The organism is Pseudomonas sp. S35 (assembly GCF_009866765.1).
Lineage (GTDB): Bacteria > Pseudomonadota > Gammaproteobacteria > Pseudomonadales > Pseudomonadaceae > Aquipseudomonas.
Map to the genome: position 1 here is coordinate 4330975 of NZ_CP019431.1, position 14658 is coordinate 4345632.

Genomic DNA, 14658 nt, shown 5'->3' on the forward strand with positions numbered 1-14658 from the left:
GGTCTCTCCTGAATAGGGTAAAGCCACGTAGTCGTTAGACCACGCGGGCTTCGGTGTTGAGGATTGCGTCGTTGCGCTTGATCGGGATGCCCAGGATTTCCGGGATCTTGCGACCGGCGTATTCGCCCAGGGTGAGGTTGACGTTTTTAGAGTTCATCGCCTGCAAGTGCAGGAACGTCTGGATTTCACGGTTCGCATAGATAACCGTGCGCCCTTCCCCCTGCATCGGATTGTCAACCTTGTAGATCGCGCGCACTAGGAGCTCGATCAGCTTCGGCCCGGACACAGTTGGATCGGTCTGCAGCTGGGTAATGTCGATGTTCGCCACCCGGGCGTTAGCCCGCCAGTCACGAACGGACATGCCGATATCCCACTTAAAGTGGTCGCGGTAAGCCTCGAAGTCACCGCCGTTATCTGCACGTGCGGTCTGCTGGCCGAGGAACTTGTGCTGGAAGCCAGCAACACTGCCCTTCGGATACAGCAAGTGGGTGGTCATTTCTCCCCAGGTCACAACCCAGATGGATGTGTTGGTGGAGCCTGTACCGCCAGCATCAACGATGTTGGCCCCGGACTCGGCCGACTTGTCGTTGTAGCGTGGCGCGAGGCCCAGAAACGCCTGTGGCTCTGCCTGGGTGTTGCCGTAAATCATGTAACGAGCTGCTTTGTTGTTGAAGCCCTGCAACTTGGCCATGTTTTCTGAGGAGCGGAACGCATCAGCGTTACCACTCAAGTCGGCCAGCGCCTTATCCACAAGGCCGTAATCTTCCATCATGCCGGTCGTATCCAACACAGGCACGGTGGTCGACTTGGACGGCTGAATGCCCTGGTTGAACATGCGCCACGTTGGCTCTGGGATACCAGAACGCATGGTGGTTTTGTGCTTGGAGCCGTCATTGCACTCCTGATACTCGGCGTCCATGAGAATGTCGTTCTGCTTAGCCATCTGCTCGACGATCTTCATGATTTTTTTGCTGCCATCTTCCCGACTGAACTTATCGATCAGGGTCGGCATGGTGGAGGTCAAAATGCCCATCTGTGTATCTCCTACGGTTTATGGGTGTTTCAGCGGAACGCGTCGACAAGCGTCATTTCTTTGGGGGCGTCGGTCTGGCTACCAGGCAAGACGAACTTGTCTTCCGAGATAGCCGCGCTGATGCGATGGCAGAACTTGAACAGCGCCGGGTGGTTGCCCAGCCCGGAGTTATTCAGCAACTCGGCCAATGCCGGGTCACCGAAGGACTGAATGACCTTGACCGCGCTGGCTACGCTCTTGTCGTAGTTCTCGCCGCCGACGTCAGGGTCGTTCTTGATTTCTGCGGCCCAGTCCTGGGACTGCTTGGTGACCGCTGCCTGGTACTGCTCGGCCTGCTTGGTCGCCAGCTGGGTCTGGAAGTCGATCAACTGCTGGGCCTTGGCCTGCGGAATGTTCAGTTCCTTGGCCAGTGCCTTGAATTCGCCCAGCACCTCGGCGTCCATGTCCATGCCTTCTGGCAGGGTGAAGTCCTCGTAGGCCTCGGGCGCGCTGGTGTCGGCCTTGAGCTTCGCCGCCGCGTCAGCGTCCTGCTGGATCTGCTCGGGGGTTTTGGTTGGGGCCGCCGCCGGTGCTGCTGCGGGAGCGGGCGGGGTCAAAACTGAGCCCTCGGCCGCTGCGGCCGGGGCTTCTGCTGCGGGAGCGGACGCCGGAGCATCTGCGCCACCGCCACCACCACCGGTTTCCGCCTCGTTCATGTACACGCGGCCAAGCAGCTTCATCATCAAAGGGCTCATTCATCAGTCTCCTGGGGTTGTTCGTCAGCTGGTCGCTCTACGTTCTCGGCGGCCATGACGGCGTAAAGGTCAGGGGTCAGGTCGTTCACCTGGCTCAAAAGAAAAAGGCCAACATTGCGTTGGCCTTCGTTGAAGTTCGTGACTGCGTCCGTGGGACCAATTGAGGACTGGAACAGCCGGCTACGTCCCATGGTTCGCCACATGAAGCGGCGCCCACGGCTGTCGCCCATCAACCATTTGAAGTCGGCGATGTCCTGCAAGTCCTGCTCGGTAGGTTTCTGCTCGGCCATCACATAGCCCCCGCCAGCGCTGTCAGGGCGTTGTCGCCGCTGGTGTCGGTCTGGCTCAGCACCTGGGCGCCCTGGATGGCCGTGCCCAATTCCTGCTGCATCTGCGCGGCTTGCTGCTGCTGTGCGCGCTGCTGGCGGATCTGCACGACCATATCGTCAGCACGCACCATGGTTGGCGGCACACCGATCAGTTCGAAGTACTGGCGCATGGCTTCGTCGCCATCGAGCAGATCCAGAGGTTCCAAGCTTTGCGTAGTGGTGGCCACGGTGCCGGCGAAACCGATAGCACGCTCGATACTGGATACACCGATAGCCTTCTGCGCCTGAGCCAGGATGCTGGTGAACTCAATGCGCAAGTCCATGTCGGCCAGTTCTTTGGGTGGCGGCGGCAACAGCGGCGCACCAGGCAACATACCGGTCCAGCGGGGAATGGATTGCTCGAGCATCTGGTTGAAGTACATATCGACCAGCGGGTCGAGCAGGTCATCGGTCTGGCGCTCCAGCACCGGGCCGAGCATCAGCAGCTTCTCTTCCTTGCGCGTGGCGATCTCATACGCGGTACGCACGCTGTCCATCTGGCTGATCATCAGGAACAGATCGACGAAGAACGCGGTGTCAACGATAGAGCTGTCGGCGGCAATCTCGCCGCGCAATGCGCTCAACCATGCAGGCTGTACCTCATACAGCGGTGCGAACTTGGCACCAACCTGCATATCGTTCAGGTAAGTGATGCTTCCCGGCAGGATCGACGCTCGTTGATTCTTGAGGCTGACCGGTGCGCCCATCGGCGGACGCACGCCCTTCTCCAGCAACTCGGCCTTGCGGCGCTCCATCAGCTGGATGGCCTTGGTGGTGCCGATGCACATCGATCCTGGGCCAGTGCCGTACACGTCTTCGCCCAGCACATCCCAGCGCGGAGCCATGACCGGGAACACCTTGAACCCGGATTCGCGCAGCATCGAATCCTTATCGCCACCCTTCTCCCAGTACACGGACCGGAAAGGCATGTTGGTGTTGTCCTTTCGCCCCTTCTCGCGGGTGTCGTTGGGCTCGATGCCGTGGCAGATATCGATCCACGCGTCGGGCTTGCTGCTGAGCAGATTCTTGGACGCGGTGTCCATCTTGTCCTTGCCGAACTGCTGCTCCATCTGGCGCGCGGTCATGCGGAAGTCGCGGTACAGCGTGTCCACCTGGTTGCGGCTGTTGTTGGCAAGCATGTAGCTGCCAACAGCCAGCGGGTACGAGCGCAGCAGGTCGCTGTCGTCCGGCATAACCACCATTGGCGCGGTGCCAAAAATCCCCTCTTCGCTGTAGCGGTTGGGCAGCACGCTGTACAAGTTGCCCCTGGCCATGACTTCGCGCATGGCCTTTTCTGCCGCAAACAACCAGGCTTTGACCGGTGCGTAATCCATCAGGCCAGGGTCTGGTGTGCCGAACTTCACCCAGGGCGATGCGGGGTTGGTCATGCCGGTGTGCATGCCTGCGCCAAGCGTGCGGGCCGCGAAGGTGGCCTGCGGGTTAATGATCTTCTGGTCGCGGCGCTTGCCGTCGTTGGTGTCGGTGTTGTACCAGCGGCCAGAGCGCGGGCTGATGAAGTCGCCCAGCTCTTTCCACTCAGGCAGCCAGTTGCTGTCGCGCTCGCTCTTGAGAGCGGTGTAGCGCTTCTCGCAGCGTTCGCGCAGAGAGTCGGCCAAATTACACCCCCAACAGCGTTTTCTGGCTGGTGTTGGCATTGCCAAGCACGCCAGATGTGCCGGTCAAGATGGTGCCGTTTTGGCCGGACTGAGCCAGACGGCGCTTGCGCTCAGCCTCCACAGCAGCCTGCACTGAGTCGCTGGACGTAGTTGGCGTAGCCGACGTGGTGGCAACGGTCGAGCCGGACGCGGCCTCTGCTGCGGCCTTCTCGCGCTCGGCCTTGTTGAACATGCCGGTGTTCTCGCCAAACATGTTCGGCAGGCCCATCCCCTCAAGCAGAACGTCGCCGCCGCGCAATGGGTCAAGGTCTACCACCTTGTTGACCAATTTCTTGATGCTCTTTCCGCACATGTCAGTTACTCGCGTAAGGGTCGTATTCGGATTCAAGGCCGTTGCTGCTGGCCCCAGAACCGCCGTAGTCGTTGTATTGGCTCTTCATCACCGGCATGGCGTAGGTAAGTGCCAGCGCGTCGGCGTCATCGGGTGAGATGCCAAGGCGCTTCTTGATGTCGTCCTTCTTTTCCAGGGCGATCTGGTCACTGGCGTTATGCGTGTACATAGGCGAGGTCAGCTCGGCTTCAAGTTCCTCGCTGCTGTCGATGGCCAGGCCCGCCCGCAATGCTTCGCGCATCTGCCACCACATGTAGGTGCGCATGTTCGCGTAGTGCCGATCGGGCGCCATGCTGGCGAAGTTGATGTCGATGATCACGATGCCAGGCATCAGGCGGCGCAGTTGGTCGGCAACCGGACCACCAACGCCAGTGGCGTCGACAAACACCGCGTCGGGTCGGTGTTCCTGCACCACGGTGCACACCTTGGCGATGAACAAAGCGGTGTTGCGGGTCTCGCTGCCTGGGATCTTGATCGCCGGGATAGATCGGGTGTCGAGGCCGCGACGGAACCGAATTACGTTGCTGTCGGCGCCGCCCCGTGCGATGTCGATACCGCACACCAGGGCGTCATCCAAGCCAAAGACCGGTTCGCGCTTCATCGCGTCGGCGACCCAGTCAGTAGGGATCAGTTGCAATTCGGAAGCCCTCGGGAACATGCCGCGCACACGGATGCGGAAGAAGTCACTGTCTTCCCCGTAGTCCTGTTGCCATTTGGCGATTTGCGTCTTGTTGGTGCCTTCAACCGTGCGGCTGTCGACCTGCCGGTGTGACCACCGATGCTTGTACCGGGTGAAGCACGACCGGAAACGGCCGGTGGTCTTGGTTGGGTTGCCGAAGGCAGCCCAGATGATTTCGGTGTTCTCGTCAGTGAGCGCACCTTCAGCTACCTCCCACACCAGATCGGCGATGGCCGAGGCCTCGTCGAACACCAGCAGCAGGCGCTTGCCCTCGTTGTGCAGGCCGGCGAATGCCTCGGTATTGCTCTCCGACCATGGCACCGCATCCACGCGCCAGTTCTTTTCGTGTTCCGGGTCTGTGCTGATCAGCGCCGTGGCCGTGATTCGGAACCAATGGGACGTGATGGAAAGCCGATTCCACTTGGCCACCTCGGGCCAGGTCTTTGTCCTGAGCTGGGTTTCAGTGTTGGCCGTGACGACGCCGCGAGCATCAACGCAGGTATCGACGGCCCACTTGATCAGCCAGGACACCAGCGCTGACTTGCCGATACCGTGGCCGCTGGCCGTGGCTTCGTGGATTACCTCGCCCAGGTCCTTGGCGCCGGCGCGCAGCTTTTTGCCAATTGAGTCGAGGACTTCAATCTGCCAAGGCCTGGGCCCTGACTTGTTGGCAAGCTCTGTCCCCGGCTCGCCCCATGGGAAGGCGTACCAAACGTATCCAAGCGGATCTTGCGCAAACGAGAGGATGTCCTCGACCAGCTGTTGTTCCTGGTCAACCTCTGCTGGCGCGTTCACGGGCTTTGGCCATCCGTTCGGAAAGGGTGTGGGTGACGTCTACCGCCACCTGGTCCCGGAAGGCATTGACGTTGACGTGCTTGCCGATCAACTCAAGCGCGCGCAGCTTGTCGTGGAACTTGACCTTGCCCGTCTTCATGTCCACTTCTTTGACCATCTGGCGCCAGATCAGCGGCCATTGCTTGATGGGCAACAGCTTGCCGTCATCGCCGTGGATCTCGGCAAGGTCCATTTGGTCAATGGAAGTAAGGCGCTTCAGCACGTAGTCAGCATCAACCTGTAGGCGCTTGTTGCGAGCCTCCATGCCGGCCGCGATGGCTGCTGCCACCTCAGGGTTCTGCATCAGGTTGTAGGCCTGGTCCTTGGCCCCTTTCACTGCGTACCCGGCGCGGATGGCTGCCTGTGTTTGATTCAGGTCCTTGTCTGCCAGGTACTCGAAAACAAATGCCTGTCGCTTTGCTGTCAGGGCCATAGGTCACTGCCCCTTTTGATTGGTACCGCCCAGGCAGACGGTGTTGATGTAGTCCTGTGCCGCGCGCAGGGCTATCAGTCCTTCGTCACCGTCGTTGGCGATGGCGACAATTCGTTGACCAGCCGCTGGGTCAAGTTCGGCTCTCGCTTCTGCATCACCCAGGCCGGCGGTAGCGGCGGTGTTTCGCACAGCGGGACAGGTGGCCTTGACGGACAGCCGGCGAGCGCCAGTAGCGACAGCAGCAAGAAGCTGATTGTTAGTGGTCTGCGCATCGGTCAGGGCCTTTGTATGTTCGGTGTCAAGCTGGGCCAGCAGGCGCTGGGTGTTGCGCCGTGACTCGGCCGCGCGCTCAAGGGTGTCAATGCGATCCTTCGCAACGGCCATGTCCTTGGCCTGTCCCTGGATGTGGCTCCATCCGCCGTAGATCAGCACCAGGCATGCAGCGAGTGCGGCAATGAGGTAGCGGATCATGGCGGGATTCCTCAGGCGAACTTAGAGGTTCGGGTGTTGATGATGCCGAGGTACAGCACCATTGCATCGGCCTGCATCTTGAGCAGCTGTTGTTCGTCGTCGGGCAGGCTGGCGTACAGGTCGGTGTGCAGGAACGCTTCCAGCTTCTGGATGCGGTCGGCTAGTTGCTCACGCTCGGCGATCACTCGTTGCTGGTGAGGCGGCAGGTGACCCACTTCGCCAACTGACACATAACCCGCGTCGAACTGCGCCTTGGGCGACCAGCTGATGTACCCAGCGTGGTTTGGATGGTTGGGCGCGCCACCGTCGGTGTACTCGACCAGGTAGCCGTCATCGGCGCCGTTCTCGTCGGCGGGCAGTGCCCAGCCTCGATAGTCGTTGTAGGCGAGACGGGTCATTGCCAGCGCCAAGACGATCTTGGTACCGATGAAGTGCTTGGTCATTGGTGTTGCCTCTCGGGTTGGGTGATTCATTCGGCCAGCACCTTCAGCGCCACTTGGTACAACGCCTGGCGCTCAGCGGCACCATTGGGTGTACGGCCACGGCGACCGGTGTTGATGATGCTGCCGATGCTCTGGATGTCCCCGAGGTCGGCCAGGGCATTCAGCCCGTTCGTGTGCCAAAAGCACGCGGCAGAGATAGCCGCGTTCTTCGGGGATTCAAGCAGCGACGGGGTGTTGACCAGATCAAGGCCCATTAACCCGCCGTACAAGGTGTAGTTCGTCTTGCCGGTGATCTGGATCAGTCCACGGCCCCGGTACTTCCAACCATCGCCAGGCGCGGTATTGCCCAGGCGCCCGTTGTAAGCAACGTTGGCAATGCGCTCTGGCTGGTGGGCGTATTCGGCGGCTGTCTTGGCATCGAACAGGCTGGACCAGGTGCGCTGCAACGCGGTGGCGCTGTAGCTCAGGTTCTCGACTACCCGCGACAGCCTGGCGCTCTCGTGCCCGACTTGGGCCAGGAACGCAGCGAGGCGCAACGGCGTGTCGATCTGGTACAGGGCGCAGGCATTGTTCAGCGGGTCAGCCCACAGGCGCGCGGTTGCGTCCTGGCAGCGGAGGATTGCCACCAGGTGGGAAGGTGTGATTTTCATCAGTCCATTCTCAGAATGCGTGCGACGTTGCCGCCAGCGCGGTAGACAAGCACTGCCAGCACCAGCAGCACGATCAGGATGAACGGGGAAACGGCGGTGACTGGCTTGGCAAGCAGGATTGCCAGCATCACCGACAGCCATTCGCAGCCAGTTGCAGCGGCCAAGGCGTACGCACACCACGACACGCCGGCGCGATACCGGGCGCCGTGGCGCCGGTAGAACGTGATGCGAAAGCAGATCGCGCCACAAATCGCCGCGGCTGCCAAAGTCCATGGATCAACCATTGCGGCTACCTCCGAATCTCTCGGCGACCCATTGCAGCCATCCGGGCATTTTGCCGCCCTCGATCCACTCCAGAAGACTGATGCACACGACAACGCAGAACAGCGCGCCGAAGAAGGCGACAAGGCCGGAAGTTCTGGCCCATTCGCGCCCAATGACCTCGCTGGCCACGTAGTAACCCAGCACCCACGACGCGATGAAGTAGCCGAAGCGGGCCAAAGGCTTGAGATCCTTGGCGAACACCACGAAGAACATGGCGCCGGCGAAGGCCCCAACCACGGCGTTCACATCGACGCCGGGCATCATGCTCGCAGCCGTCACGCCAGTTACACCTGCCACGCCTGCAGCCGCCTGAGCGGCCAACACTGCACCGCTGCTTGGCTCTGCCATTTGCGACCCCAGAAACGAAAAAGCCCCGCACGGCGGCGGGGCTCAAGATTGAAATTCAGGCAACAAAAAACCCGCACTTGGCGGGTTTCTGGGAGCTGGACGTAACTTTGCAACGTGGTGAAAAGGTACCGGAACACTCGCCATTTGGTCAAGCGACCCGTTTTGTCACGTCTCCCACGCGCTGGCGTTGGCTCCAGTACTCGCTGATCCTGTCGTTGTACACCAGGTGGCGGCCTGGGTTCTCCTGCGTGTCGATGCCCCACTCACGGCGGTACGCGGCACCGTAGGCGTTCATGCGGCGGAACCACCGGCGCAGCTGCTCGGTGCCCATGGCGTTCAGGCGTGCGTGCAAGGCTTCGCGGGCAGAACCCCGGCGAGCGGCGTATGCCTCGGCCCGAAGGTCGGCGACGTGTTCACGGTCGTACAGATCCCACCTGCTGGTGCCGAACACGCGGCGCTCCGCCATTTTCACGATGACCGCCGCCACGGGCTTCAACGCCTTCGCGTCCAGATGGTCCACGGTGCTGGCGATGGTGGACCAGATCGTAGACCAGTCGCGTGCCCAGTGGCTGACGCTCACCTTCGTCCCATACCAGTCGTGCACGAACTCCACCACACGGCCGGGGCCCCAGGCTTCACGCCCGTTGACGGCTGCCTGGTGGCTCTTGATCGCGGCCAGGGCCATCCAGTACGCAACTTCCTTGCGCTTGGCGGTGCACTCGCCCAGGTCCACGGTCAACCAGACCAGGGCGTGCGCCACGTTGATGTCCTGGCCATTGGCGACAGGCGAGTACAGCGCGTGCCCGAAGTGCTGCAGCGGCTTTGGCAGCGTCCCAATGGCAGATTGCACAAGGCCGGCAGCGAGCATGTGCGCGCACCGGCCGTTGCTGTCACGCATCGAGGGCATGGTTTCACCGATCACCCTGCCCCGCTTGCCCAGCTTGATACGCTCTTGGGCTGCTGCAAGCACCGAGTCGCGGCTCTCGTGAAGCGCCTCCCGCCATGCTTGCCGTGCGCTGATCAGTCTCATAAATCCCCCTCATTGCGTATTTTCGCGTATTGCTGATCTTTCACAGGCACAGCGGTGGCTCATTTGGCGAAGCGAACTCCCCGTGGTGAATCAGTGCTGCTGCGTCGTATGCCGCTGCGGCCTGCTCGCGGGTGTCGAAGTTGCCCAGGCGAATCTCCGCACGATCCACTGTGATACGAGCACGCCACCGGCCTTCCGCCGTTTGCGAGACGCCTTTGAACCCGCTGGTGTTGTTCGTGGCAATGCGGGTGTTCCTAGCGTTCTGGGTCTGGGTGGCAATGCGCAGATTTGCGCGGCGATTATTGGTTTTATCGCCGCTGATATGGTCAACACCGCCGCCCTTTGCTTCCCCGTAGATGATCCAGCGATGCATGGTGGTGGATGTTTTGAACCCCGGCGGTCTACCAGCAACGTACCCACGTGGGTCAAGCGTCCAGGCGATATCGCGAACTTCGTCCAGGTCCTGCAGGTCGATCTGGGCATATCCGTAGAACACGCCTTTGCGGCCATGCAGCGGGATCAACGCATGATCTGGGTGCAGCTCAATCTCGCGCCGGTCGAAGACTGCGCCGAACAGTTCTACCTCGGCGGCGAGCCTGGCCTGCTTGGCAGAGTCGAATTCCCGGTACCAGCCCAGATATTTGTTCTTGCCTTCGTAGCCGATGGCGGCAGTCCAGCCACCGGTTTTGTGTGGAAAAACACCCCTAAATTTCTGGTCCATGATCAGCACCTACGCCGGAAGCATTGTGAGTGGAACGATTCGAACCCGAACGCCTGGCGTTGCAGCAAAGCGCTTGCTCAACGACACGTTCACGACCTGAACGTCGTCTTTCCAGACGATGTTGTTGAGCGCATCGCAGACCGCTTTCAGGCAGTTGTCCGCGTCACACTTGATGGTAGGAGCGATTTCACCTGCTAAGGCGCCGGCCTTTTTCTTCTTCGACCAAGAGTCTCGTATGGGGTGGAGCATGTTCATTTCGAGCAACACCGGGCCGGTGATGAGCGCCCTGCCGTCCATTGCCTGCTGTGCAGCGAAGGCAATAACGCCCTCGTAGGCCAGGGTCTTGGCTGGGGTGAACATCCGCGCTTGCCCCGCGACAGAGCCAACGCGGGGCCGTCCCTTGCCTTGCGGCTCACCTGGCACGAAGAACGACACGGGGTTTAGGTCGGTCACGACTGCTCTCCCTTGCTCATTGCGTCGATAGCCTTGTCCACATCCTGAGCGCGAAAGCGCACTCCCTTGAACCACAGCGGCACGCTCAGGTAGAACTGATGCACGGCTTCGCTTTTATCCCTGAGCCATTGGTAGCGGTCAGCATCCTTTCGGAGCCCGTCAGCCTCTTGCGTCCAGTCGAGCCAAGCGTCGAGGTCGTAGTCGCCCTTCATGCCGGCGCGCAGTCGCTTGTTCTCGGCGATCAGGGCCAGGACTGCGGCAGGGTTGGCGGCGGCAATGAACTTGGTGTTTTCTGGCTGGGCGCAATCGGCGACTGAGCGCCACGATTCAACGTAGGTCGTCCCATCCTCAACGCGGGCTGGGCAAACGTAAGACCCGTCATAGCTCCAAGGGCCTTGTGTTGCAGCTTCTGCCAGCCGTTCCAGTTCGCTGTAATCACGCATGTTCGTCTCTCCGAATGCCGAGTTTTGCCAGCAGCAGTGCGCGGCACGATTTGGGGTCTGTTGGGATTTCGAGGGTGGCGACCAGCTCGTCGGCGACCTTGCGGGAGTGTTCCAACTGAATCTGTTCCCGCGGCCGCATGCTTTCGTGGCTCAGGCCTTTGGAAATTCGCCCTTCCAGCGGCTGGCCGGTCTGTGCCCGGCGCATGACGATGGCGTAGTTGCGTTCGAAGCGTTGCTTGAGGGCCTTGTCGTCTGTCCTGGCTGAACGCAAGTCGAACGTGCTGGTGGCCTCTGCTGCGATTCGTACCGCTGGATGGCTGTACTTCCCCTGCAGGGCTTGAATCCATGCATCGGCCTCATGCGGAAGGCCCATGTCTTCGGCGGTTGGCTTGCACCAGGCAACGAACTGGCCGACGTTGGGCAAAAACGGGCTGGACGACTTACGGGCCTGCTGGAAACCGAAAGCCAATTGCGCGTCGGAGTTGATACCGCCCTGGATGAAACCTGCGATCCACTCGCGCTTGGCGTTGTACAGCGCTTTGTCGTCGGTCCAAGCCTGGCGCCATGCCGGGAAAATGCCCTGCAGCTTGTCGAACACGGTGTTCACGATGTCGGCGGTTTGCTGATCGACCTTGATCGGCTGTGCGAGCGGGATCTGCGCCAGCGCCTGTTGTGGGTCGAGGCCCTTGGTGATATCGGAAACGCGTTTCATAGAATCGGCTCCAGTGCCCAGTCAGTGCTGGCCATGTCCAGGGGTGGGTTGCCGGTGCGCTGCGGTCCGCTCATGCGGCGGTTGGCGTCGTCCTGGGCCTTGAGAAACCAGGTGCGCCAAGTGGCTGGCCAATCGGCCTTGGTCCCGCCGCTACCGCGCCAGTAGTTCACGAACTTCTCGGTTTCATTGACCAGGTTCACGGCCGGGGTGCGTTCGGCTGCCCACTTGCGCATGTCGCCGGTGAGGTTGAACGGTTCGGGCAAACGGGATTTGCGCTTGGGTTTCGGGTCAGTCGGCGGCTTCGGATCAGCGTCAGGCTTTTCGTTTTCAGCAGCAGGGGGATTAAGGGGGTTCTTATTCTGTTCTGTATCTGTTCTGTTCTGTTCTGGGGCGTTACTGGAACGTTTCTGTAACGTTTCACCTTGTTGCGCTTGCTGTTTCTTCTTGTCTCGCCAGGCCTTAACCCTTGCTGTGCTTGAGTCTGACTCGTATTGGCGGGTGCTCCAGTTACGCAAGGTCCAGTCGTCATTGATGAAACCTTTGGCCAAAAACACGACTTTTGTCTCGGCCAAAACTTCATCTGAAACACGCAAAGCGAACGCGATTGATGTTGCACGTTCCGTTACATGAAACGTTTCAATACCGTTACTGCATTCAAGGCAAAAGAGCATGACCAGGCGGCGCTGCATGGCCTCGCTCATCATCTGTACTTTCGGGTCAGTGGCGAACTCGCCATACATCCGGAACCAATCCATCACTCACGCTCCAGCTGGTCAGTGTCCTGAATCAGCTCCATGTAGCGCTTGGCCTGGTGTAGCAGGGTCGCAATGTCCCGCTTGTCGAAGCACTGCATGGCCTTCGGCACCACTTTCAGATCGAGCACCGCCAGGATTTGGCAGAACTGCTCGAACTTCTCCGGTTTCATGCGGCTGATGGTTGCTTCATCGACGCCGACTGCAAGCGCCACGGGCGCATTGCCGACAGATGCAAGCGCCTGCATGAGAACCACATAGTTCCTGCGGGCCCTTGCAGTCTGCTCGGGGCTTAATGGGCTCGTTGGCATGGCTATGCCACCGACTGAGACCGGCTTTCTTGGCCGGCCTTCAGTGCACCATCTGTGAGCTTTTCCAGTTGGTACTGGCGCAACTCGGGGACTTCATCCCCCCACTGCCGCACGGCCTCGTAGGTGATCTTGAGGGCCTGCGCAAGCTTGGGGATGGAGCCGTAATAATCAATCGCTGTCTGGCGTTTCATAGGCACCTCCAATGCTGTTACGCCAAATTCAAGCATGCTTGTATTTAATAAGCAAGCATGCTTGACAAGCCAACTTGTAGATTGGGCAGATGAACATCACTGATCGAATGACGAAACTTGTATTGGCACGGAAGCCTGAAACCGGCGTACGTGGCGTAAAACGGCTCATCGCAACCACGTGCGATGTCAGTTACGAAGCCGTGCGCCAATGGTTCGCTGGGGATACCGGGAACATAAAGAACCACAACCTGCTGGCGCTGGCCCGTGGACTGGATACGACAGTCGACTGGCTACTGGATGGCGTCGGCGATCCACCGAGGCGGCGTGCCATGGACAACGTAGTGATAGGTGACTTCTCCCGACAGCAGCGGGACGACGAAATTGATATTCCTCAGTACGATGTTGTCGCCTCCATGGGGCCTGGCCAGGTCCTGCCAAAGGAATACATCGAGACGGTCCGGAACATCACCGTTCGAACCGAATACCTTCGTGAACAGGGCATTACCTATACCCACGGCGACAACCTGTCAGTGATTACGGGATTCGGCGAAAGCATGGGCGCCACCTTTTCCAGTGGCGATCCGCTGATCGTTGACCAGGGCGTCAATGAGGTGGTGGTTGACGGTGTTTACGTCTTTACACTTGATGGCATGCTGTACATCAAGCGCCTGCAGCGCCTACCCAAGATGTTGCGCATGATCTCGGATAACGAGACCTTCCCGCCCTACGACATCAAGGGTGCCGAACTGGAAGGCATGATCATTCACGCCCGAGTGTTGCTGGCCTGGAACGCAAGGAAGCTTTGAAATGGGTGTTCAAGACGAAAGCCCTGAGGATTACGCTGCGCGGGCCAGAGATGCAGATGAAATTACGGTGGCCAGGAAAGGCAGAAAGCCGGACTACAACGACGGCAATCAGGCCGTATTTGTCGGGTTTATCGCCGGGACATCCTCACTGATCGCCCTCGCAATTGCCGGCGATATCGGCGAGCGCGCTGACTGGGCCGTAGTCATAGTTTCGCTTGGCGCCGCAGCAGTGAACTACGTCTACCGTCAGTGGTACGCGAAAAAATGGCATGAGGCCTGGCGCAAGCGAATGCAGGAAACGCAGCCAAAAGGCTGAAACGAACAGAAAACCCGAGCCCGCCACTGAGCGGGCTTTTTTTCGTCACGAGGAAAATACACAAGTGAACTTGCATATCGGATACAAGCATGCTTTTATAAGTGCAAGTCCGCTTGCATATGCAGCGAGACGGCGAAAGCCAACGCTCTTTAGTTCCACCGCAAAACCAAAGGCAGCAATGGTCCGGCCTGAACAGACCAGATGGGGGGCCTCCACCCAAGGCGCGAAGCGTAAAGCGCCAAGAATGGAGAGGTTGCAGTCCTGCATGGGCGTGGCGACCTGTTGAGCTCTCAGAGCTCCCGAACAAGTAATCGCCCAGTCCGCAGGTGGCGTGTAACAGCGGCCAGCAGCACCGGATACCAAACAGAAACACCGAGCGCCTGGTAAACCAGGCTGCATCGGTCTGCGTCTTGAGTCCGGGTAGGGCTTGCCTCCGGCGCCACCAGATGGTGAAGACGCAGAACCAATGCAGGAAAACAACCGGAGCAAGACCAATGCAAATCATGATCAAGAGCAAGTTCGCAGGCACCGTTTACGTTCAGTGCTGGACCGTCGCAACCGGGCAGGCGCAGGCATTTGTCTGCGAGGACGGTTATGAC

General features: G+C 60.0%; 22 protein-coding genes. 2 read left to right on the forward strand and 20 right to left on the reverse strand.

All coding sequences use genetic code 11. From position 1 onward, the window contains the following. Nucleotides 1-34 precede the first annotated feature (34 nt). The 20 genes from PspS35_RS19125 to PspS35_RS19220 form a co-directional block, all read right to left on the reverse strand. Nucleotides 35-1033 (reverse strand): major capsid protein, encoded by a 999-nt coding sequence (locus PspS35_RS19125; protein WP_095009776.1) that lies wholly within the window; start codon nucleotides 1031-1033, stop codon nucleotides 35-37. A gap of 29 nt (nucleotides 1034-1062) precedes the next feature. Next, on the reverse strand, nucleotides 1063-1767 hold the full coding sequence (locus PspS35_RS19130) for a hypothetical protein (RefSeq protein ID WP_159936344.1): 705 nt from the start codon (nucleotides 1765-1767) through the stop codon (nucleotides 1063-1065). Next, a complete protein-coding gene (locus PspS35_RS19135; protein ID WP_159936345.1) occupies nucleotides 1764-2057 on the reverse strand; it encodes a hypothetical protein in 294 nt (97 codons plus the stop codon). The genes PspS35_RS19130 and PspS35_RS19135 overlap by 4 nt, the downstream gene beginning before the upstream one ends. Then, complete coding sequence (locus PspS35_RS19140; RefSeq protein ID WP_159936346.1) at nucleotides 2057-3751, reverse strand: portal protein; 1695 nt, start codon at nucleotides 3749-3751, stop codon at nucleotides 2057-2059. Before PspS35_RS19140 ends, PspS35_RS19135 begins: the two co-directional genes overlap by 1 nt. A gap of 1 nt (nucleotide 3752) precedes the next feature. Then, the gene (locus tag PspS35_RS19145; RefSeq protein ID WP_159936347.1) at nucleotides 3753-4103 is read right to left on the reverse strand and encodes a hypothetical protein; all 351 of its coding nucleotides are present in this window, start codon (nucleotides 4101-4103) and stop codon (nucleotides 3753-3755) included. Nucleotide 4104: 1 nt separating this feature from the next. Next, entirely contained in the window at nucleotides 4105-5616 is a 1512-nt protein-coding gene (locus PspS35_RS19150; protein WP_159936348.1) for a terminase, read from the reverse strand. Continuing rightward, nucleotides 5594-6088 (reverse strand): terminase small subunit, encoded by a 495-nt coding sequence (locus PspS35_RS19155; protein WP_044272767.1) that lies wholly within the window; start codon nucleotides 6086-6088, stop codon nucleotides 5594-5596. The genes PspS35_RS19150 and PspS35_RS19155 overlap by 23 nt, the downstream gene beginning before the upstream one ends. A 3-nt stretch (nucleotides 6089-6091) precedes the next feature. Further along, nucleotides 6092-6559: a lysis system i-spanin subunit Rz gene (locus tag PspS35_RS19160; protein ID WP_159936349.1), complete on the reverse strand. Its 468-nt coding sequence runs from the start codon at nucleotides 6557-6559 to the stop codon at nucleotides 6092-6094. Nucleotides 6560-6570: 11 nt separating this feature from the next. Further along, nucleotides 6571-7032 (reverse strand): hypothetical protein, encoded by a 462-nt coding sequence (locus PspS35_RS19165; RefSeq protein ID WP_238785893.1) that lies wholly within the window; start codon nucleotides 7030-7032, stop codon nucleotides 6571-6573. Further along, the gene (locus PspS35_RS19170) at nucleotides 7029-7652 is read right to left on the reverse strand and encodes a glycoside hydrolase family 19 protein (protein WP_159936350.1); all 624 of its coding nucleotides are present in this window, start codon (nucleotides 7650-7652) and stop codon (nucleotides 7029-7031) included. Before PspS35_RS19170 ends, PspS35_RS19165 begins: the two co-directional genes overlap by 4 nt. Continuing rightward, a complete protein-coding gene (locus tag PspS35_RS19175) occupies nucleotides 7652-7936 on the reverse strand; it encodes a phage holin family protein (protein WP_159936351.1) in 285 nt (94 codons plus the stop codon). Before PspS35_RS19175 ends, PspS35_RS19170 begins: the two co-directional genes overlap by 1 nt. Beyond that, nucleotides 7929-8324, reverse strand: coding sequence for a putative holin (locus PspS35_RS19180; protein WP_159936352.1), 396 nt, complete (start codon nucleotides 8322-8324; stop codon nucleotides 7929-7931). Before PspS35_RS19180 ends, PspS35_RS19175 begins: the two co-directional genes overlap by 8 nt. A gap of 148 nt (nucleotides 8325-8472) precedes the next feature. After that, nucleotides 8473-9174: a hypothetical protein gene (locus PspS35_RS19185; RefSeq protein ID WP_238785894.1), complete on the reverse strand. Its 702-nt coding sequence runs from the start codon at nucleotides 9172-9174 to the stop codon at nucleotides 8473-8475. 220 nt (nucleotides 9175-9394) lie between these two features. Beyond that, complete coding sequence (locus PspS35_RS19190) at nucleotides 9395-10075, reverse strand: AP2 domain-containing protein (RefSeq protein WP_159936354.1); 681 nt, start codon at nucleotides 10073-10075, stop codon at nucleotides 9395-9397. Between the two features lie 9 nt (nucleotides 10076-10084). Then, entirely contained in the window at nucleotides 10085-10528 is a 444-nt protein-coding gene (locus tag PspS35_RS19195) for a RusA family crossover junction endodeoxyribonuclease (protein ID WP_159936355.1), read from the reverse strand. Continuing rightward, nucleotides 10525-10971: an ead/Ea22-like family protein gene (locus PspS35_RS19200; protein WP_159936356.1), complete on the reverse strand. Its 447-nt coding sequence runs from the start codon at nucleotides 10969-10971 to the stop codon at nucleotides 10525-10527. The genes PspS35_RS19195 and PspS35_RS19200 overlap by 4 nt, the downstream gene beginning before the upstream one ends. Then, a complete protein-coding gene (locus PspS35_RS19205) occupies nucleotides 10964-11683 on the reverse strand; it encodes a replication protein P (protein WP_159936357.1) in 720 nt (239 codons plus the stop codon). The genes PspS35_RS19200 and PspS35_RS19205 overlap by 8 nt, the downstream gene beginning before the upstream one ends. Beyond that, nucleotides 11680-12438 (reverse strand): hypothetical protein, encoded by a 759-nt coding sequence (locus PspS35_RS19210; protein WP_159936358.1) that lies wholly within the window; start codon nucleotides 12436-12438, stop codon nucleotides 11680-11682. Before PspS35_RS19210 ends, PspS35_RS19205 begins: the two co-directional genes overlap by 4 nt. Then, the gene (locus tag PspS35_RS19215; RefSeq protein WP_159936359.1) at nucleotides 12438-12746 is read right to left on the reverse strand and encodes a CII family transcriptional regulator; all 309 of its coding nucleotides are present in this window, start codon (nucleotides 12744-12746) and stop codon (nucleotides 12438-12440) included. Before PspS35_RS19215 ends, PspS35_RS19210 begins: the two co-directional genes overlap by 1 nt. A gap of 2 nt (nucleotides 12747-12748) precedes the next feature. Continuing rightward, the gene (locus PspS35_RS19220) at nucleotides 12749-12937 is read right to left on the reverse strand and encodes a Cro/CI family transcriptional regulator (RefSeq protein WP_159936360.1); all 189 of its coding nucleotides are present in this window, start codon (nucleotides 12935-12937) and stop codon (nucleotides 12749-12751) included. An 89-nt stretch (nucleotides 12938-13026) separates the two neighbouring features. On the opposite strand from PspS35_RS19220, the gene PspS35_RS19225 reads away from it, so the two are divergent. Next, a complete protein-coding gene (locus PspS35_RS19225; RefSeq protein WP_159936361.1) occupies nucleotides 13027-13743 on the forward strand; it encodes a S24 family peptidase in 717 nt (238 codons plus the stop codon). Nucleotide 13744: 1 nt separating this feature from the next. After that, nucleotides 13745-14059 carry a hypothetical protein gene (locus PspS35_RS19230; RefSeq protein ID WP_159936362.1) on the forward strand — a complete coding sequence of 105 codons (315 nt, stop codon included), beginning with the start codon at nucleotides 13745-13747 and terminating at the stop codon, nucleotides 14057-14059. The last annotated feature ends 599 nt before the right edge of the window (nucleotides 14060-14658 follow it).